The organism is Terriglobia bacterium (assembly GCA_020072645.1).
Classification (GTDB): domain Bacteria; phylum Acidobacteriota; class Terriglobia; order Terriglobales; family Acidobacteriaceae; genus Angelobacter.
Map to the genome: position 1 here is coordinate 293149 of JAIQGK010000003.1, position 17503 is coordinate 310651.

Annotated in this window: 21 protein-coding genes; 20 read left to right on the plus strand and 1 reads right to left on the minus strand. The window is 55.8% G+C overall.

The features are described 5' to 3' along the window. The first annotated feature begins 1 nt into the window (after position 1). The 16 genes from LAO76_04795 to LAO76_04870 all read left to right on the plus strand — a co-directional run bounded on the left by LAO76_04795 (position 2) and on the right by LAO76_04870 (position 14423). Positions 2-817, plus strand: coding sequence for a hypothetical protein (locus LAO76_04795; GenBank protein ID MBZ5490233.1), 816 nt, complete (start codon positions 2-4; stop codon positions 815-817). A 23-nt stretch (positions 818-840) separates the two neighbouring features. Further along, positions 841-2034, plus strand: a complete 1194-nt coding sequence (locus LAO76_04800) for a hypothetical protein (protein ID MBZ5490234.1) — start codon at positions 841-843, stop codon at positions 2032-2034. 163 nt (positions 2035-2197) lie between these two features. Next, positions 2198-2929 carry a hypothetical protein gene (locus LAO76_04805; protein MBZ5490235.1) on the plus strand — a complete coding sequence of 244 codons (732 nt, stop codon included), beginning with the start codon at positions 2198-2200 and terminating at the stop codon, positions 2927-2929. A 12-nt stretch (positions 2930-2941) separates the two neighbouring features. Further along, a complete protein-coding gene (locus LAO76_04810) occupies positions 2942-3226 on the plus strand; it encodes a hypothetical protein (protein MBZ5490236.1) in 285 nt (94 codons plus the stop codon). Between the two features lie 357 nt (positions 3227-3583). After that, positions 3584-6232: a hypothetical protein gene (locus LAO76_04815; GenBank protein ID MBZ5490237.1), complete on the plus strand. Its 2649-nt coding sequence runs from the start codon at positions 3584-3586 to the stop codon at positions 6230-6232. Positions 6233-6294: 62 nt separating this feature from the next. Beyond that, positions 6295-7104, plus strand: coding sequence for a TrbG/VirB9 family P-type conjugative transfer protein (locus tag LAO76_04820; GenBank protein ID MBZ5490238.1), 810 nt, complete (start codon positions 6295-6297; stop codon positions 7102-7104). Positions 7105-7106: 2 nt separating this feature from the next. Beyond that, positions 7107-7334, plus strand: coding sequence for a hypothetical protein (locus LAO76_04825; GenBank protein ID MBZ5490239.1), 228 nt, complete (start codon positions 7107-7109; stop codon positions 7332-7334). Continuing rightward, a complete protein-coding gene (locus LAO76_04830) occupies positions 7331-9139 on the plus strand; it encodes a type IV secretory system conjugative DNA transfer family protein (protein ID MBZ5490240.1) in 1809 nt (602 codons plus the stop codon). Before LAO76_04825 ends, LAO76_04830 begins: the two co-directional genes overlap by 4 nt. Before the next feature lie 131 nt (positions 9140-9270). After that, on the plus strand, positions 9271-9921 hold the full coding sequence (locus LAO76_04835) for a hypothetical protein (protein MBZ5490241.1): 651 nt from the start codon (positions 9271-9273) through the stop codon (positions 9919-9921). A 36-nt stretch (positions 9922-9957) separates the two neighbouring features. Continuing rightward, positions 9958-10296, plus strand: coding sequence for a hypothetical protein (locus LAO76_04840; protein MBZ5490242.1), 339 nt, complete (start codon positions 9958-9960; stop codon positions 10294-10296). Beyond that, on the plus strand, positions 10265-10798 hold the full coding sequence (locus tag LAO76_04845; GenBank protein ID MBZ5490243.1) for a hypothetical protein: 534 nt from the start codon (positions 10265-10267) through the stop codon (positions 10796-10798). Before LAO76_04840 ends, LAO76_04845 begins: the two co-directional genes overlap by 32 nt. Before the next feature lie 16 nt (positions 10799-10814). Then, positions 10815-11462: a hypothetical protein gene (locus tag LAO76_04850; protein ID MBZ5490244.1), complete on the plus strand. Its 648-nt coding sequence runs from the start codon at positions 10815-10817 to the stop codon at positions 11460-11462. Beyond that, the gene (locus tag LAO76_04855; GenBank protein MBZ5490245.1) at positions 11459-12490 is read left to right on the plus strand and encodes a hypothetical protein; all 1032 of its coding nucleotides are present in this window, start codon (positions 11459-11461) and stop codon (positions 12488-12490) included. The genes LAO76_04850 and LAO76_04855 overlap by 4 nt, the downstream gene beginning before the upstream one ends. Before the next feature lie 139 nt (positions 12491-12629). Next, positions 12630-13499, plus strand: a complete 870-nt coding sequence (locus tag LAO76_04860; GenBank protein MBZ5490246.1) for a hypothetical protein — start codon at positions 12630-12632, stop codon at positions 13497-13499. 1 nt (position 13500) lies between these two features. Further along, on the plus strand, positions 13501-14199 hold the full coding sequence (locus LAO76_04865) for a hypothetical protein (protein ID MBZ5490247.1): 699 nt from the start codon (positions 13501-13503) through the stop codon (positions 14197-14199). Positions 14200-14207: 8 nt separating this feature from the next. Continuing rightward, positions 14208-14423, plus strand: coding sequence for a hypothetical protein (locus LAO76_04870; GenBank protein MBZ5490248.1), 216 nt, complete (start codon positions 14208-14210; stop codon positions 14421-14423). Between the two features lie 89 nt (positions 14424-14512). Here the strand turns inward: LAO76_04870 and LAO76_04875 are convergent, their stop codons facing one another. Continuing rightward, entirely contained in the window at positions 14513-14773 is a 261-nt protein-coding gene (locus LAO76_04875; GenBank protein ID MBZ5490249.1) for a hypothetical protein, read from the minus strand. Between the two features lie 101 nt (positions 14774-14874). Between LAO76_04875 and LAO76_04880 the strand changes: the two genes are divergently transcribed. From LAO76_04880 to LAO76_04895, 4 genes are all read left to right on the plus strand, one after another. Then, on the plus strand, positions 14875-15510 hold the full coding sequence (locus LAO76_04880; protein MBZ5490250.1) for a hypothetical protein: 636 nt from the start codon (positions 14875-14877) through the stop codon (positions 15508-15510). Positions 15511-15663: 153 nt separating this feature from the next. After that, positions 15664-16104: a single-stranded DNA-binding protein gene (locus tag LAO76_04885; GenBank protein ID MBZ5490251.1), complete on the plus strand. Its 441-nt coding sequence runs from the start codon at positions 15664-15666 to the stop codon at positions 16102-16104. Positions 16105-16149: 45 nt separating this feature from the next. Continuing rightward, the gene (locus LAO76_04890) at positions 16150-16323 is read left to right on the plus strand and encodes a hypothetical protein (protein ID MBZ5490252.1); all 174 of its coding nucleotides are present in this window, start codon (positions 16150-16152) and stop codon (positions 16321-16323) included. 40 nt (positions 16324-16363) lie between these two features. Further along, positions 16364-17383, plus strand: a complete 1020-nt coding sequence (locus LAO76_04895; protein ID MBZ5490253.1) for a hypothetical protein — start codon at positions 16364-16366, stop codon at positions 17381-17383. Positions 17384-17503 lie beyond the last annotated feature (120 nt).

Consider the following 17503-nt stretch of genomic DNA (forward strand, 5'->3'; position numbering starts at 1 on the left):
AATGTTACGTCCATCATTCAATCGCGTGTGGAAATGGGTAAGAAACGCCGTTGCTTGTGCTGTGGCACTTGCCGTCGTAGTGATGATGCTGCCTACAAAGGCCAGGAGCCAATTGGGTCTGGATCCCTGCTGCGCCATCATCTCGGTCGGGCTGACCACGATTTCAAATCTCCTGAGTAGTGTTGTCGCGAAGCCACTCGGAGCCATTCAGCAGCTTGAGCAGCAAGCGGCCAATTTTGAGCAGCAGGTGGTATTCCCGATCGCGGCACTCAATCAGGCGCGCGGGCTGGCCGGTCAGTTCCAGGGCCAGTTTACGCAGATGAAGCAGACGTTTCAGTTATCTGTCTCAAGCGCCACTTTGCCAACCCCCCAACAACTCGAAAAAAACCTGCTTTCGCGAAATCCGAATTCCGTTCCGCAGATTACTGGCAACTATGCCGCTCTGTATGGCGCGGTAATGTCCGCAACGGACGCGCCACCACAAGTTCGCGACCTGGTTGATATGACCGATGCCGAGGCGCAGGCCGCAATGAAAAAAGCCGTAGAGATCGATGCCTTGGCCGATCTTGAGCTCCAGGCGGCGGAGCAGATCAACCAGCAGCTACAGACCGCAGCTCCGGGGAGTGCAGCCATCCTTGAGGCGCAGGCATCGGCGTGGCTGGTTCGTGCTAATGCCTACACACAGTCGGCCATGGCGGAGTTGGTACGGGTGCGGTCAATCGAGCTGGCCAATAACGGTGCGCAATTGAAGTTCTCGACCGCTCATACCACGAATTTGCATTCAGCTGGAAGCCAGGTGCTGCAGGGGGCGCACTGATCGTGTTTTATTTCGAGCACCTATTGAATACGGCTCTGGGCGCGATTGATGGTACGCGGGTCATCCCGACTATCACGAACATCGCGTTCGCGATCCTGCTGATTGGCTTCCTGGTCGGCTTGTATCAGGCGGCGCTTCGTGGTGGCGATCTTCAGGCGCTGGCAGTAACGGCAATCAAGTACGTCGTTGTTGCCATGATCCTGTCGAACTGGACCACGGTGTTCCGCGATGTAAATGGATCGTTCACCGCAGTTGCAGATTTTGTGTCGAACAGCTCCGGTGCCGGCGACATGTTTATGAATTGGATGACGCAGCTCCAGCAGCAGGCGACAACCAATCCCAACCTCACATTCTGGGACATGATTACCGGCGATATCTCAGGAACGATAACTGTCGGGCTGCTGCTGATTGCTTACATTCTGTATGCGCTGGCCATCATCATCTTCTGCTTCTTCTACACGCTCTACGGCACCGTGTTGTATGTCACCGGACCGCTGGTAATGGCGCTCATTCCTGTCTCCGGGATCGGACAGCTCGGGAGAACTTACGCCATCAATCTGATGATCTGGAATGCCTGGGGCATTCTCTATTCCGTTTTCGGTGCGTTGATCACGGCGATTCACTTCAATCAGGTCAACAACGTACTGGGCAACGGTTTTCTTGGTTTTCTGCAGGGCGTGCCTGACTCGGCCATGTTAGGCCTGGTGAGCATCTTCTACGCCCTTGCCATCGCAATGGTCCCATTTATTGCCAAAGGAATCATCTCGGGCGACGTGGGATCGACGGCATTCGCTTTAGTCCGCGCCGCAGCCGCTGCGGCCGGTGCGGCATTGGCGGCTGTAGGTGGATTTGCCGCCGGTGCCGGTGCCGGCACAGCCGCAACTCCCGCCGCGGCGGGAGCAGGCGCGGGCGGCGGCTCTTCCTCCATGGCCATAAGTTCATCCATGCCTCCTCCAACTCCGGCGACATCAATGGCGGGGTTCCTGCAGTCGGGGCTGTCGAGCGCCATGAACAGCAACAGTAGCCCGGTTACGCCGGTGGTAAGTGGAGGCACGAGCGGGAGTTCCGGGAATCAGGATGGAAGTCGCTCGCCTTCGGCCAGCCAGGCGAGATCGGGCTACATTTACTCGCCAAAGTCAGTGACTCAGGCGGTCACCTTCAATGTTGCGCGGGCCTTGGGACGCGCAGCAGGAAGGCAAAAACCGGAGGACAACTGACATGCTTTGGAGGCTTGTATGTGGAGACAACCACCGATCTGGGAGCCGGAAGGAACGAAGTTCCGACCCTACAGCATCACCACCCTAATCTTCTTTTATATCGGCAAGTTTTTCGGCCTTCTGTTCAGACGTCGCAGATAGGGCCAGTAAGGAAACGATGAATATGTGGTTAAAAAGGAAAAAAGAGCAGGAATCTGAGCATCCGGAAAAACTCAGCTACGGCCGGTACTACGAACACGATGGCGCCCTGCGGGCATACGCCAATCGAGCCATGCTGCTGGCGTTTTTGTGCGTGCCTGCTACATTGCTGGCGCTTGGTTTTGCCGTTTACGTGCGCGTGCAGCCCCCAACGGTAATCCGCGTGGACGAAAATGGCCACGCAGGAATTGTAGGCGCACAAAAACCGTCGCTTTCTGTCACTCAGGGAGCAACCGCTGAGCCGACCGAGTTTGAGAAACGTGCCTTTGTCCGCCAGTTTCTCGAACGCTACCTGGATTTCACTCCCTCAAACGTAAGCCGCAACTGGGCCGACAGTTTGAACATGATGACCGCGAACCTTCGCCGCACGGCGTTCGGAGGTATGCAGAAAGAGAACCTGGTCGGCAAGATTCAGGACGATCAGACCAGTTCAGAATTCCAACTCCGCTCGCTTGAGGCCGGGAAGGACGATCCGCTGACCTACACCGCCTTTGGAGTGAAGGAGGTCCACCGCCTCCACGACCACAACGAAACTGTGGACAAGGTGGTCAGTGAATTCCATGTGCGCCTGGTGGTCGAGAAGCGTTCGGAGCAGAACCCGAGCGGCCTGCTCATTGGTGAGTACTGGGAGCGGGCGATCGAGGGCGAGAAACGCGACTGGGTCCTGCAGCAGGCAGATTTTGCTGGACAGAAATAAAGGAGCATCGCAATGGACAACAGACCACCGGCAGGCGCATCAGCGCCGCCGACAGCAAACGATGGAAGCACTCGGCGCAAGCGACGTAACGGAGTTGAAGTGTCTCTGCGCTACTTCCTGCCAAAGCCCGGCTCCTCGCCCGGTTCACTCGAACTAGGACAAGAAGTAGCAAGCGAAGGTGAGGCCCTGATTCAGTCTTTCAAGAATAGCCAGCCGTTCTACACATTGGCGGCTTGGAAAGCAATTCCGGAGGTAAATGGCGGTGGCAGTCCTGTGATCGTTAAGCAGGCTGTCTAAAAGCTAAATTTCTCTTTAACAACACAGCACTCGACTTCTCAGATGACCAACGCAAGTAATTTGGTCCTTTGAGCGCCCCACGGCTTGATGTGGGGAGATGTGCTGACCGGGCTTCTCGCTGTCGAGAGCCAGGCCGAGCGAACCCGAACCGGCGGCCAGGCGAGACGACGAGAGAGCTTGCGGTTACGCAAACTCCTTAACTCTCTCCGGGTCTCCGGCGGGAACAAATAGTTAAGGAGAATAACAATGACGAAGAATACAAAGACGAAGAATTACAGAATCCCGACTGACCAGATTCAGAACCTTGAGATCGACCGCAATGGCAGAGTAGCGCCACGGCTGCACGATCTTGAGCCCTTGAAGAACACGCTGCTCAGCGTGCTCTATCCCGGAATCAAGGTCGCCAGCGTGAACGTGCCGACCGAGATCCTTGATGACTTTGAGGAGTCGCAGGTCGAAAACCGGCTGGCAAAACTTGTCTGGAACGGAATTCACTACAAATTAGTCGGCGCAAGTGGTTCGGCAAAGAAGGGCAAATTTTACTTTGTCGGCCAGGAGCACAGCCGTGCGATTGCCGAGCGGTTCCAGCATTGGCCCCAGGCGGCAATCGTCTATTTCGGGATCCTCGTTTCCTCATGCAAAGTGATGATGGAGGAACCCGATGCACGTGTGCTTGTCGTGCCCGATGGCAAGCTCGGGACGAACGACTGCCGGGGATGGATCAGGCGTTCATTGTTCCTGAAGCTCCAGCAAAGTCATGAGCAACAACTCATCATGGAGGAAATTGACCGGCTCCTCCGGGATCGCTATGACAAGCCTCCCGACCAGGAACTTTTGGGCGAGCAGGAAAGACTAGAACTGGCCCAGATTGCGAAACAGGAGGTACGCCGGAAAGTCCTTCCGGACGGCCGCTTCTACCAGTTTCGTATGGCCTTTTCCAATACCCAGGCGAAAGGCTCATTCAAAATCATGGAGGATGATGTTGCCGACGCGCTTGAGGCGGATTTCATTCTGCCGGAGAGTGCGGTCAAACCAGGGTTGAAGGTTCCGGCGGTGATGTACTCGATCTTCGGGCCGGGCAGAAGATTTCGCGGGATGACCGTGACGGGTATCCGCGAATTCTCCCGCCAGCTCGAGTTTGAGTCCAGTTACACGTTGCTAGAACATGCACCCGAGGACTCAATTCAGCTGGAAATTTTACCACAGGCAATGGAGCAGGTGCGCAAGCTGAGTGGAGCGGTAAGCGAAGGCCGTTATGAAGAACTTCTTGAGATTCTGGGCCGGCATCCGGAGAACCTTCCGGACCCGGATCAGGATACGAGCGAGGAATTCAGAATCGTCGAAGGCCTGCTTTTGGCCGACGCGAGCGGTGAGATCGTCCGTCATCCTTACGTCAACAATCAACTGAATAAACTTCTTGCCCGCTGGGCGTTCAAGCTAACGACCGGAGGAGGCTTCCGTCTGCCGGCATTTGCCTTGATGGATGACGGATATCTCTTTTTGAAAGATGGCAAGGTGCTTTCGGGCTCCGACTGGATTCCCGAGCACAGCGCCATCGTTCCACTGGCCTCGAAGTGGGGCCTTTGCGTCCGTTACCCGATACGCATGGTTGACGATCTTCTGCCTTTCAGGAACTTACACGACCCATTGATCGTGAAGCATCTGAGCGAGCACCTTGCTGCGCAAGGGTGTGTTCTGACCGAGGCTGAAGGACGCGACCTGATGGCGCGGCAACTGCGGTTGGAGGGCGCTTACGTTCTCCATTCCGAAACAGCAAAAAAGAACGGCGGCGATTTTGATTTCGACTGGATCTGCGTGGTCGAGGAAGACCGGTTTTCGCGCTTTGTGAAGGACCGGTTTTCACGAGGACTGGGAGCCCAACAGGGGAAAAACAAAGCCAACAAGGCCCGCGACCCCTGGTTCAATCTGGAGCACGTAGCCATGAAGGCCCGGGGAAATCACATCGGCTCGATCACCGATTTGATGACCTCTTGCCGTGCTTCGGGCAAAGAAGAGCTTGCCCAGCAATTGGCGAAGGAACTCCAGAACGCGCTCGACAGCCTCAAGTGGCAAGTCCAGCCGGATCTAAAGCTTGTCTCCGAAATACGCCAGCAGGTACGGCAGGCGCCATGGCTTCGTTACAAAAACGAGCGCCGGGTTTCTGATCTGCCGCTCCATCTCGATGTCGAAAGCACCGACCGCATCGGGAAACTCTACAACCATGTCCGCAAGGAGATCGAAGACCTCCTGGCCAACAAAGCTTCGATTGAGGCATTCAAGTCACTAGTAGTGGGTGAACAGGTCACCCGCGAGATGATGAAGGAATGCCGTTTCGTCAATCAGGCCTATGCAGCCATGATCGCCAAGATCGCCGCGCGGCGTGAACACCTCAAAGCACAACTGGAAAAAGCCAAAGCCGAGTGGGACGCGGTACGGCAGAGTCTCGACAAGGAGCTGCGGAGACAGAAGCTATTTGCCATGAACCAGTCTTATGGCGCCTGCCATTTTGATGAGGAGCGCGGCAAATACGAGATGAAGTCCATCCTGGCCTTCGTCCGCATCTGGGCGCAGAACAAGACGGAGAACCGGTTTGGTTGGCTGCAGGCGCTCAACCGTGTGGTTTCGCGAGGCGAGCGCTCCAGCGGCTCGATTCTCTTTCTCGCCTTTCCGCAGGAACTGATCGTGAAGTTGGCCGAGCGCACCGGAGGCAAGTTCGTCCGCGTACATGTACCCAAACTTTACGAGGGATTCGTTCGTACTGATTCCTCCGGGCGGGTTTTCCTGGTTGATCCCCTTAACGGAGGACAGAAACATACGTTCCTGTTCAAGCTGAAAGACGGGAACATCCTCCTCGACGACAAACCCGAACAGACCCACACGGATGCATCGACCAAATCCCACGGCGAAGAAACCACCGCGGAGCAAGCTGCGGGAGTGGATGAAGACGTGGAGTTTCCTAGCGTCTCGGCAGATGGGGACGTTAACGATGTGCCTTGGATCATGTGAGGCCGTAACTACTCTGGGCGGAATCCCTCGCGGGGTTCCGCTCAGGGCCAAAAAAGGAAAATATGAAAGGGATTCTCTCCATCTTTATATTCGGGCTATTTGCCGTCGCACTGGGCGCGCAGCAACCACAAGCTCCGGCTCAGAATGTGCTCCATATTGCGACGGCTCTGAACCATCTGACAGTGCTTGAATTTCACGAGCCCGTCACGATGGCGGCAGCCGGCAGTTCCGACTTCCAGATCGAGCGCCAGGACAACAAAGTGTTCGTCAAGCCAACGAAGCCCGGAGTGTCCACCGACCTTCTTGTTTGGACCGCATCCAGGCGCTTCGCCTACGAATTAGAAACCACGGAAGAGGTAAAGACCATGAACTTTGCTATTGATGCGGCCATTCCTGCTGCGCCGCCGGTTGTAAGCAGCAGTGCGGACGAACTCGCTGACATGATGTTGACACGCGCGTTCTTGGGAGCAGTCCAGATGCACAGCAGCGTGCGGACACGACCGAATGAGGTCAGCATTCGTGTCGAACAGGTATTCAGGACGCGGAGCACGATCTACGTCCACTACACAATCGAAAATGACACCGAAGCGAGCTACCGCGCGGGCCTGCCGGCTGTGTTTGAACTGAAGCCGGAGCATTCGTCCATTTCATTAGGCAGCATCGCGCACACGCAACTGGACTCTCGCGGGTTGAAGAAGCTGGGCACAGCGAAAGCATTGCCTCTGGCTGTCGGCCATGTTGAGAGCGAGTCGGAACAGCTGGAGCCGGGCTCTTCGGCCCAGGGAGTTGTTGCCATCCGGCAAGATCTGAAGGGGCCGGCGGTGCTGCAACTGGTATTTGAGTCCGGACTCAAGGCGACCTTTGTGATGTGACCATGAGACGGAATCAGCAAATCGAACCCATGCGCGAGCGGCTCCAGTGCTATCTCGCGCAAGAGCGCGAAGACACCATTCTCGCCTCATTGCGGCACTGGACCGAAAATCCTCTTAGGCCGCGGACTAAGAATGGCAGGTTTCGCTTGAACCCCGTTCTGCTATTGCTGGCTGTGCTCATCACTTTCAGCGCGGGCAGCTTTTTGTTCTTCAGCTTTGTCCATCCATGAAACCGGAAAATGAATATCGTCTTGGCCGCAGGGCCTATCATCGCGATCAGGAAGAAAGCCTCGGACTCGTCTTAGTTCTGGGTGCGCTGGTTCTGGTTGCGGCCGGCTCCTACATCTTGGTCGCGCGTTATCACCTGCGCCCAGCGCAATTGGTAGAGGGCGGACTCTATCTGCTCTTTGCGTCAATTGGGTGCATCGCGGTTGCCTGGTACGTAATCACCCTGCCGCGGCGCCGCGAAACCGCTTGGCCTCACCCTCCTTTATATATATCGCCGGAAAAAGACCGAAAGGCGATCCAGTCTGCCTACGACCATAACGCAATCGTTCTCGGCTATGACGTGCACGGAAAGCCGTGGCTCTGGCCCGACGCAACTCGCGTCATGCAATCGGTCGTGTTCGGCGCTACCGGCTCAGGCAAGACAACGCTGCTGAAAAATATCATTACCCAAGATCTGTTTCGTACGGTTGGTCCGCCGAATGACCGTCACCGCATCCCGATGCTGATTTTCGATGGCAAGGGCGACCAGGAGTTCCTTTCTGATCTGCTACCGGCCATTGAAACTGCGGGCCGCATGCACCAACTACGTGTCCTCAACCCCTCCCGGCCAGATATTTCCGTTCGGTATAACCCGTTCTTCAGCGAGCACGGTCTCTACCAGGAGCATGCAAACTTCGTCTTTGAGTCGTTCGATCTCAAGGAAGACTTCTTTCACGGGCATCAGGCCACTTATCTAAGCGACCTCGTGCGAGTGCTGGCGCACACCGGCAAGCGCTTCAACATCCATGATGTGCTCGTACTTGCGCTGGACGAGAGAGTTCTAAAGGAGCAAATCGCGATTGCCCGCAGCCGGTTTTCTACTCAGACTGGCGTGACTCACCAACGGGAGCTCAATCTTGAGATGTCCATTCGGAACCTGCAGCAGTCCTTCGAAGACCGGGATCGGGTGCCAAAAATTCAAGGGCTTCTCAACGAGCTAATGACCTTTCTGGAGGACGATCTTTCGGCCGTTACCGGCGCCTACGATGAGGTTTTGTCGCTTGATGAGGTGATCGAAAAAGAGTTGATCCTGTTTGTCTCGCTCAACACCAACAAGAACTCAAAAGCCGTAACGGCTCTCGGCCGGATGCTCCTGCAGAACATGCAGCTAATCATCGGCAAGCGGTATGAAGACGAGCAGGAACGCCGCCGCCAGAACCGGCCGATGGTCAGCGTCATCCTGGATGAGTTTGCGCCTTTTGCGTATTCAAATTTTGCGCAGATTCTTCAAACGGCGCGCGGCACCAACACTGCATTTCTATTCGCGCTGCAATCTCTGCCACAGCTTCTGATGGTCGGCCGCGGCTTCCGCGACGACGTCTCGTCCGCACCGAACACGACCATGTTGCTCCGCACGCGAGACGAGGAAACAGCACAGTATTTCCTCAAAGCGTCGGCACGTGTCCCGCAGAAACGACGGACGCTAACGGTGCAGCGCACGGGGTTACTAGAGGAAAAATATCAACCGATTGGATTCGGAAGCGAGACCGATATCAAGGACACTCGTTCACAGGATGAGCACATCAAGAACCTGCCTGTAGGTCAGATGGAAATCCTAATGACCGACAATCGGCAGGGGACGTTGCACTCGCACTTGCATGTGCGCGTTCCTCGCAACTACCGCTTTCCGGGATTCGAGCCAACGATTTACCCAAGGCTCCATTCCGTGTCGCACGTTGAAGGCGCCAATTTACGCTTCAAAGACACGAATTTGATTCGACAGCATGGCAAGCTTTCGATGAGAACAGGCAGAATTGCATGGATGTGAGAGGCACAACTTCTGCAGTATTGGCCGTGTTTCTCGCCACAAGCCTATCAACGTTATGTTGGGCTCAAAGCACCCGGTCGACGTACGATCCCGCAGCCAATGGCGGGCCCTCGAAATCGAGGCAAAGCTTCGTGGATTTTACGCTGAAGAAAATTAATCCCTCAGACAAGGACTACGGCCAATGTGTTGATGAGAACCGCAAGCTTCTTCTCACTGAAAGCATCGAGAATGGCTATTTTTGGTCCAACATGGTCTCCCTGGGGCTGCTTGGCTGCCTCTTTATCATCATCGTCTATCAGCAGAAGCGACACACGCGCGGTGAGTGGATGGCAGCAGACGCCTTGGGCCAATTGGAACACGCTCTGGCACGGGCCAAGGGCCAGGTAGAAGAGGCGAACAAGAGAAATCAAGGGTTCATACAATCCTTGTGCGCCTTGAGAGAATCTGCACTGCATGCGCACCCCTCGGCGGCCAGTGCTTCCGTTGCATCCTCCTCGCGCCCTCGCGCCTCGACTGAGCAGAAAAAACCCACAGCGCCGCCAACAAATGGAAACACGAAGGTCGCACCGACTGAGCCCGCGAGTGTTCCTTCGAAAACCGTGACGAGTGCGCAGATCGCACTTTTTAACGGGGATGGCGACCTCGTTATGAAACTCAATTCACAAGAACAACAAATAACCGCCATGCGGGAACAGATGAACCTGCTCCGGCGGCAGCTCACTGAGAGCGAACGAAAGTTACGCGCGGAACAAGAAAAGAACCGCAGCCTGAAAGGCGAATGATCTTGATTGAGGCTCATGAAATAAGGAGCTCGACAAATGGCAAGCAACAAAAGATCGAAGAACGTGAAAGGAGCCCTCGACAGGTTTGAACCTAGTGGCGATCTCGGACCAGTCGAAGATCGCAACCAGTACGACGAGCGCCTGAATTCGCGGCCGGCCGGCGAGAAGGAACTGGCGCAGGAGAGCGCGCGTTTTGCGGACCTCTGTCAGTACTTCGAACGCCAAAGGATGGACGTCCCTGTAGAGATCATTGATCAACTTGGCCGGGCATCAAGACTCGCGATACCGGAACGAGTAGAAGCGATGAAGAAGCTGAACAAGAAATTAATGGAGTACCTCGACAATGTTGGTCAAGATCCTGGGATTCGGCAGTAACTGGTGGGCTCGTTTCGGTCGCGATCCCCAGGATCGTTACCGATTTACCCGCCGCGCGGCCTACTTCAACTCGACTGGCCTGCGCTCGGGAAGCAAGGTCCGTCGTTACTGGATCGTGCCTGGTTTGCTCCGCTTTAACGGAGTCGGCGATTTCAACCCCCAGTTTCCCAACCGTTCCATCGGGGCGACTTTCGAATGCGCGGACGTGACGTTTGCGTTTGGTGGAAACCGGCTGTTGTTCGTCAGGAAGATTGCGGATGGTGCGCGACCGGATTCCTACTTGCTCGCCCTGTCCTGTGAACGCTGTGGCGCATTCGATTGTCGAAATCCTGGCTGGAAATCGGAAACAGTGTTCCCCATAGCTGTAAGCCAGTTGCGGGACAGAGGCGAGGCCCTGTTGCTCATGAGACCCGGCGATTGGGTGAGGACTTCGCTAGGCGTTTGGCATCTCAGAGTGGCGGATGGGCGGCATGATGCAGCGCTCAGCCTCCTCGAAGAATGAGTTTGAGAACCTTCTTATGCGGTACGCGAAAAATGGCCTGGCAGTTCAAGTCGGACGAGATGTCCCGCTGTTGCGACAGGTCCGTAATGCGAAGTTTATCAGTCACGATCAGCTCTTTGATCTCATGCGATTTGGCGGCTGGGAACGTTCGCGGGACAGCTTCAATTGGAGGCTCCGGCGCCTGGTTAAGGCCGGCTATCTTGGCGTGTGCGAAGACTTCTTTGGCGCTGATTCCGCCGTCTATCGGATCACACGTGACGGCATCCACCTGCTCGAACATCATGGCGAATTTTCGACCGTCCTGCAATCCAAATCATTCAATACGATTTCCCGTGCTCCCTACCAGAAGGATTACGACGCCATCGTAGAGGTCTGGGTCGGCGGCAACACTGCACGATTTGCGCTTGAATATGAACGAACTCTGAAGAGCGCCAGACACTACGAACGCATACGAGACGCGCTCGACCGAGAGCGTCAGATTACGTGCATTCTCTACCTCAGCTCCGGTATAGAAGTGCTGGTTCACCTCCTGCATGAGTTCCAATCCGTAGCCACCAATGTCGCCTTTGCAAACGCGAAGGAGTTTGGACAGAGCCTTCTTGAGACGCGCGTGCTCACCCCGGGGAACCTCGCCGGAATGCCTTTCAGGGAGCTACTGCAATGACTCACAGGCACCGCTCACTTGCGCCGACTCTTCTTTTTGACCTGTCTTTGACCTCTTCTCGCCATCTGGGTCGCCTTTTCTCGCAGTCGGAAGCGCCTTTTTGGACCGCTCGCAACCAGTCTCGATTCAGGCTTTTACATTCTGACTCCCCCCTATATTTCATGTCGTTTGGATCGCTACGGCTGAACGCCAGAAAGCATGCTGATGAAGATCGGTATTGTGTGCGCATGCTGGACGTGTATGAACCAACAAAGCACTCGGCCGGTCCTCATTCACGGAAGATTGATGCTCGTTCCAACCTGGAGCAGGTGTTACTCCGCGGCACTGTCGGGCCAAGCCTCGTTCGCAATCAGCAACCGAGTGGTCCACATGCTGGCACGCTGTTCTTAGGCTGGCTGAAGCAGTTCTTCGGCGTACGTTTTGTTCGGTTTCATGTCAGCGTCGCAAGAGCTGTCTGTGACAGTCCGCTGCTCAAGTTGTTTCGATTCCCAATATGTGGAGCTTACTGTCTTGCGCGGCGACTGTGGTCCAAGTTCGTGATCAAACGCCAGGACTACCCGCAATTCTACGAGGACTTTTGCCGTGCGCGCTTGGCCGTCACACAAGAAAAACGGAACGCGAAGACACCAGACCCTCTATCCAAAAGGAGCACACCCATGCATTACAGCCGAGGACGTTTACGCTTCGAACCATTGTTCACAACCGAAGAACTTGGCCTGCCCGAGCACGCCAATATTGCACACGTAGTGAAGGTATTTCTGGCAATCGGCGAAGGCGTCGCCGCGCGCTGGATCGAGATGCCGAAATGCGTATTGCTCCTTCAAACCGTTGCCGGAATTCCGGAATCTGGAGCGATCTATTTGTATGACCGGGAGCGGCACCAGTTCTATCTCGCGGTATTCGAGCAAGGCCGTGAAGATACGCTGACCACAGGTGAATTCGAGCAGCTTGTGGCCGAGTATGAGCTGCTCGGATACATGGAGAATCGCCGAACCCTTACAGCAATTAATCCGGCTGGAAATGCGTGATTCGGCGAGCAATCGGATTGAATTCAGGGTTCAAGATATGACATCTCGACCAACGGATCCGAAAAGTGTGGCCGCTGGCACTACTCTCGAATTAGCGCGCCGATACTACACCCTATTTGTCAATCGGCTTGCCTACACTATGCAGTCGACGAGACCAGGAGACAACGGCAAGCATTATTACTATCGTCCAAAACGCGACCGGCGCCTGTCCCTCGGAACCATCCGCGACCACCTCAATGGCGGGGTGACAATCGGTCTTTATTCTCTGAACCCAAAGACACAGCGCTCCAAGTGGGTGGCCATTGATGCCGACTACGAGAACGCACTGGAAGACCTGCTCAAGCTGCAATGGGAACTTCGCCAGGACGAGGTTGACTCGGCCCTCGAAAGGTCTCGCCGCGGCGGTCATCTTTGGATCTTCATGGCTCAGCCGCTGCTGGCACAGGAGTGCCGGATCTACATCTATAATCTCGCCCGCCGGCTGCGAGTTCCGCTAAAGGGCGCTGCTGGTCTTGCCGAGGGGATTGAAGTGTTTCCACGCCAGGACCAGTTAGGGCCGGGTGAATTCGGGAATGCCATTCGTGGTCCGCTAGGAATTCATCGCGGCGCGGGGAAACGGTATTGGTTTTACGGCGCTGATTACGACGGGGATGCGCAGCTCCGCTACCTGGAACGGCTAAAGAAAATCTCCGAGGATGAGATGCGCAGGTTTATTCAGGGCATGGAAATGCCTGAGGAGTACCGGCCTAAACCGAAGGTCGAATTGCCTCCCTTCGATCCCAACCGGCGCGAGTTTCGCATTCTCGATTACCTTCGGCCGGCACGCAGGCGCTCTGGGAATTATTGGACGCGGTGTCCGTCGTGCGCCGGCCAAGGCCGTGATCGGAGCGGCGACAATCTCGCAATCTCGGTATCCGATCCGCGCCTCTATCGCTGTTGGGCAGGATGTTCTAAAGAAATGATTCGGGCTGCATTGGGACAGCCCATCCGAATCAAGAGGACGGTCTAATATGAGCGCACATGCCACAAATCTAAAACACTCCCTCGACCAACGAGAGGTCCTGGCCAGGCAGGGGTTGCGCCTGCCGGCGCTCACACTGAAGCAGTTGCGAAGGGCGGGAATCTACTGCCAGCCCTCGATCTCGATTGAGCACCAGCACCTGGCAAAGCGCTACGTCCTTCGCGGTGTCGAATCCGGCGGCGCCGTGGCCGATCTCGGAGCTTATTCGAGCTTTGTGGATGAGTACGGAACCGCGCTCGGCTGGCTGCAGCGGGTTGACAGCGTCGGCGTCAATGGCGTGCATGCCGTCGTGGTCGCGCCGGTCCTGGTGCGTATCGAAATGCTGCGGGTGCAACGCACGTATGACCTGCTCATTACGAGGCACAATCTCGCAAGCCAGGGGAACGGTCACCGGCCGCGACTAGTGAGCGAGGTTTTGTTTTATGGAAGGCGAGGCGGCCTCGAGATGGAGCTCTGGGGGAAGGACGCCTGTTATGGAGGTTCTGTAGCGCCGGTGTTCTATAGCCGTGCCGGGGAGATCGCGACGTTGCCTACGAACTTCCAGAATGCAGTCGCTCTGATCACGGCCGCCGTATGCTGCGTAGGTTGCCGTCACTGTCATTTGCTGCAGCCGCAAGCCCTGACCATGAAGCTTGAAACGATGCCAACAACTGAGGCTAGTTTGAATACTGGAGATGGCGCAGCGTGAGCCTTCCTATCGAGCCTCCGAATTCGGGTGAACTACCCGAGATCGCTGCCGTCCTTGGCGACCCGGCAGCTTCTTCCTGGCTCAAAGCTTGTCTTTGTTCCGCTCTGCCTCGCGATCCTGTGGATGCCGCAAATGACGCTGAGATTCTCGCCCAATTGCTGGAACGTCGATGCCGCGACATCCTGACTCGAGACTCGTGTCCGGTAAAACAACTTGCGCGTTGAGCAGTAGCTCCGCGACAGATTGCGCAGTGCGAATGCCCGAAACGGAGGTCCCCTGACCTTGGCAAGTACTTCGGCAAAGGAAAGCACGTCTACCATGCAGATGGTCTGGTATCGGGATCACGGTTTTGCGCGCCGGCGCATGCCAAGCGCTGGCCGGCCCTCACTGCGCGCCAGTTCTTGAATTTGTCCAACCTCCCGCGCACCATCTTCGTCTTAATTTCCAGAGTTGATGCAGGTCCGAAATGAATGACGATTTCTTTTCTGAGCAGGATTGCCCACTCTGTTGTTACGTCCCCATTGGCAACATGCCCCACCGGCATTCGCGCCGCCATCGGAGAGAAAAAGGGCATTTCGGCGGCATACTCAAGCGAATGGAATAGCGTGCGCTTATAATGTGCCGCGTACGGATCAGCCCGCTTTGGCAGTCTCAGTTCAAGATTAGGAGCTCACAATGCGTGGCAGCAAAGAACAAGTTTCCGTCCTCGCAAAACAGCGAATCCCGCGCATATCCGCCAGAAAAGCGGCGGAGATCCTCAAACACTGCAACGAACTTCTGGCGGACTCCAAACAGGTGCTTACAGACCTGCGTCGCGTTGGATTTGCTCAATTTCTAGCTTTATTGAGTGAAGATATTTTGCGCCTCACGACACAGCCCGATTCCTGGGGTGAGCGTGCGAGGGCACGGCTAATGTCCGAGATTGTGCCAGCACTTCAGGGCAACATGGCGGAGCGGCACGCAGTCAGTATCGAAGACATCGCGTACTGTTCAAATATTGTGATGCCTTGCTTGCTGCTCGAACTCGGGCGCCGATGGGAACACATTGAAATCGAGTTCCCGCCGGATCCAACCGACTCATCGGCGCGCTTCAAGTTCTGTGCCGGCCGTCCTTACCCATTTCACTCGATTACCAACCAGCAGCTACTGCGCCTTGTCTCGCAATGCGGCGAGGATCTCGTGGGGCTGTGCTATTTCGGCGACCAAAGGAGCCGCGGATGGATTGAAGCGGAACTGGAATCACAGAGCGGCATACGCCACCTAAAGGCGCGATCCGGCCCTCCTTCGCCCTCCACCGGATACAAGCAATAGCCCGGCAATCGGGCCTTGGCGCCTACGTAAATGCATCGAGCTGCTGAAATCATTCCCGCGCATCTATTGCGGCTGAACCTCGCTCAATTCTGAAACTTTCCATTCAGCTGCATTCGCGGCTTGGGGCAAATCCTTGATGATTGGAGTCGTGACATGCCTAAGAGCGTGAACAAAGTTATCCTCGTCGGAAATGTCGGCAAGGACCCGGAAGTGAAATATACGCCAAGCGGTACGCCGGTTGCCAAATTCAGCCTCGCTACCAACGAGAAGTACAAAGATCGGAGCGACGAATGGCAGGAGCGAACCGAGTGGCACAACATTGTGGCCTGGCAGCGTTTGGCGGAGATCGTTGGCGAGTATGTGAAGAAGGGCGCCAAACTCTACATCGAAGGCAAGCTTCAGACGTCGAGTTGGGACGACCGTGAGAGCGGCACGAAAAAGTACCGGACCGAAATTGTCGCTCGCGACCTGGTTCTGCTCGGATCACATGAGAACGGCGGCGATAGTGAGCATCGGTCCAATCGCAACGACGATCAGCGCCAGCCTGCTTACGCCGGTTCGGCCGAGATCACGGACGAAGATATTCCTTTCTGAGCGGACGCTGAACTCGATTTGAAGCACCAGAAGGGGGACCGAGCCATGGCGCAGCTTACCTACCACAAAGCCAAACCATATTTCTCTTCACTTACGAGACGCTATTACGCCACCTACGATGGTGCGTTTCAGGAAAGCCTTCGCGCTGGTGGCGGAGCCGAGATCGACTTCAACCTGTTTCTCGTGCATCCTTCCGGCAAAGTCGAAATCGTCTACTAAGCACGATCCTCAGATTTATCTCTACCCAAAGGATAATCCTATGACTGCTCCGAATGGACATGCTGGAAGCGCATCTCCACCGCACGTCAGCGCAAATGATGCGCTCGCCAGCCAGCACCTGGGTTCCGCTTTACGTCTTAGCGACGATCGCATTAGGCAGATCATTGGCGATCTGGAAGTGCCCTTCGATTCTTCCGTGATTGAATGGCGCGTCACTAATACGGCAAAAGACAAAAGACGGGGCCAGGTGATGCCATACGCGGATCAAAGAGCCTACACCGACCGTCTGAATGCCTTGTTGACTCCAGCCGGCTGGACGCGGAAATACGCGGTTCACACCAGCGCAAATTTCCAACGCGGCAAAGACCAGAAGACAGTCGCGAAGATTTTCGTCACCTGCGAGCTAACGGTCCTCGGTCTCGGTTCACACTCGGCGACAGGCGAGGAGTGGGCCGATGATGACAATGCTGGTACGAGCGCAGAAGCACAGGCCTTCAAACGAGCTTGTTCCTGCTTCGGACTAGGACGTTATCTTTATTACTTCACTGGCGTCTGGGTTGATATCGACGACCGAAAGCGACCAAAGAAGATTCCCACATTGCCGGAGTGGGCGACGCCGGATGGCTGGCGAAAAGGGCTACGGCCGCACAACGATTCGAATCCAAGTTCGGACCACCAGGACAAGGCCAGCATCGCTCCTGCCCAGGATAATCGTCGGAACGGAGCAGCAACCACGACTAAAAGCTCCCTGGTCCGACAGATTGAGGCGCTGGCCGAACCGCTAGGAAAGGCCCTATATCGCGGCTTGCTAAAGTCAGTGGCGCGAGCCTGGGATCCAAACCAGATTCAGGATAAGGCTCTCCAACTGCGGGTATTAGAGCACATGCAGGCGGCCGAACGCGGCTTGCAGCGCCTGAAATTAGCCTTGGAGAGAGTCGGGACCGAGCCTCTAACGAGAATTCTCAATTCGCTTCGAGTTGTTTCTCTCGAAAAAGTGGACAGCCTCGAAACATTGAAGCAGATTGTGCTGGCGCTCGAAGCGCTTCCACCTCGAAGCTGATCCCAGCTACGAACCTACCGACATTCCGAATCCTCATTCTTCCTGGTAATTCAATCTAGCCCGCCAACACCCGTTCTTTCTCGCAACAATTCAGGAGGTGCTTGTGAATGCCTGCATCTC

Coding starts and splice junctions, on each gene's coding strand:
- LAO76_04840 (MBZ5490242.1), top strand. CDS start 9,958: ATGGCAAGCAACAAAAGATCGAAGAACGTGAAAGGAGCCCTCGACAGG.
- LAO76_04845 (MBZ5490243.1), top strand. CDS start 10,265: ATGTTGGTCAAGATCCTGGGATTCGGCAGTAACTGGTGGGCTCGTTTC.
- LAO76_04820 (MBZ5490238.1), top strand. CDS start 6,295: ATGAAAGGGATTCTCTCCATCTTTATATTCGGGCTATTTGCCGTCGCA.
- LAO76_04880 (MBZ5490250.1), top strand. CDS start 14,875: ATGCGTGGCAGCAAAGAACAAGTTTCCGTCCTCGCAAAACAGCGAATC.
- LAO76_04895 (MBZ5490253.1), top strand. CDS start 16,364: ATGACTGCTCCGAATGGACATGCTGGAAGCGCATCTCCACCGCACGTC.
- LAO76_04855 (MBZ5490245.1), top strand. CDS start 11,459: ATGACTCACAGGCACCGCTCACTTGCGCCGACTCTTCTTTTTGACCTG.
- LAO76_04865 (MBZ5490247.1), top strand. CDS start 13,501: ATGAGCGCACATGCCACAAATCTAAAACACTCCCTCGACCAACGAGAG.
- LAO76_04850 (MBZ5490244.1), top strand. CDS start 10,815: ATGCGGTACGCGAAAAATGGCCTGGCAGTTCAAGTCGGACGAGATGTC.
- LAO76_04825 (MBZ5490239.1), top strand. CDS start 7,107: ATGAGACGGAATCAGCAAATCGAACCCATGCGCGAGCGGCTCCAGTGC.
- LAO76_04805 (MBZ5490235.1), top strand. CDS start 2,198: ATGTGGTTAAAAAGGAAAAAAGAGCAGGAATCTGAGCATCCGGAAAAA.
- LAO76_04830 (MBZ5490240.1), top strand. CDS start 7,331: ATGAAACCGGAAAATGAATATCGTCTTGGCCGCAGGGCCTATCATCGC.
- LAO76_04890 (MBZ5490252.1), top strand. CDS start 16,150: ATGGCGCAGCTTACCTACCACAAAGCCAAACCATATTTCTCTTCACTT.
- LAO76_04875 (MBZ5490249.1), bottom strand. CDS start 14,773: ATGCCCTTTTTCTCTCCGATGGCGGCGCGAATGCCGGTGGGGCATGTT.
- LAO76_04885 (MBZ5490251.1), top strand. CDS start 15,664: ATGCCTAAGAGCGTGAACAAAGTTATCCTCGTCGGAAATGTCGGCAAG.
- LAO76_04860 (MBZ5490246.1), top strand. CDS start 12,630: ATGCAGTCGACGAGACCAGGAGACAACGGCAAGCATTATTACTATCGT.
- LAO76_04810 (MBZ5490236.1), top strand. CDS start 2,942: ATGGACAACAGACCACCGGCAGGCGCATCAGCGCCGCCGACAGCAAAC.
- LAO76_04795 (MBZ5490233.1), top strand. CDS start 2: ATGTTACGTCCATCATTCAATCGCGTGTGGAAATGGGTAAGAAACGCC.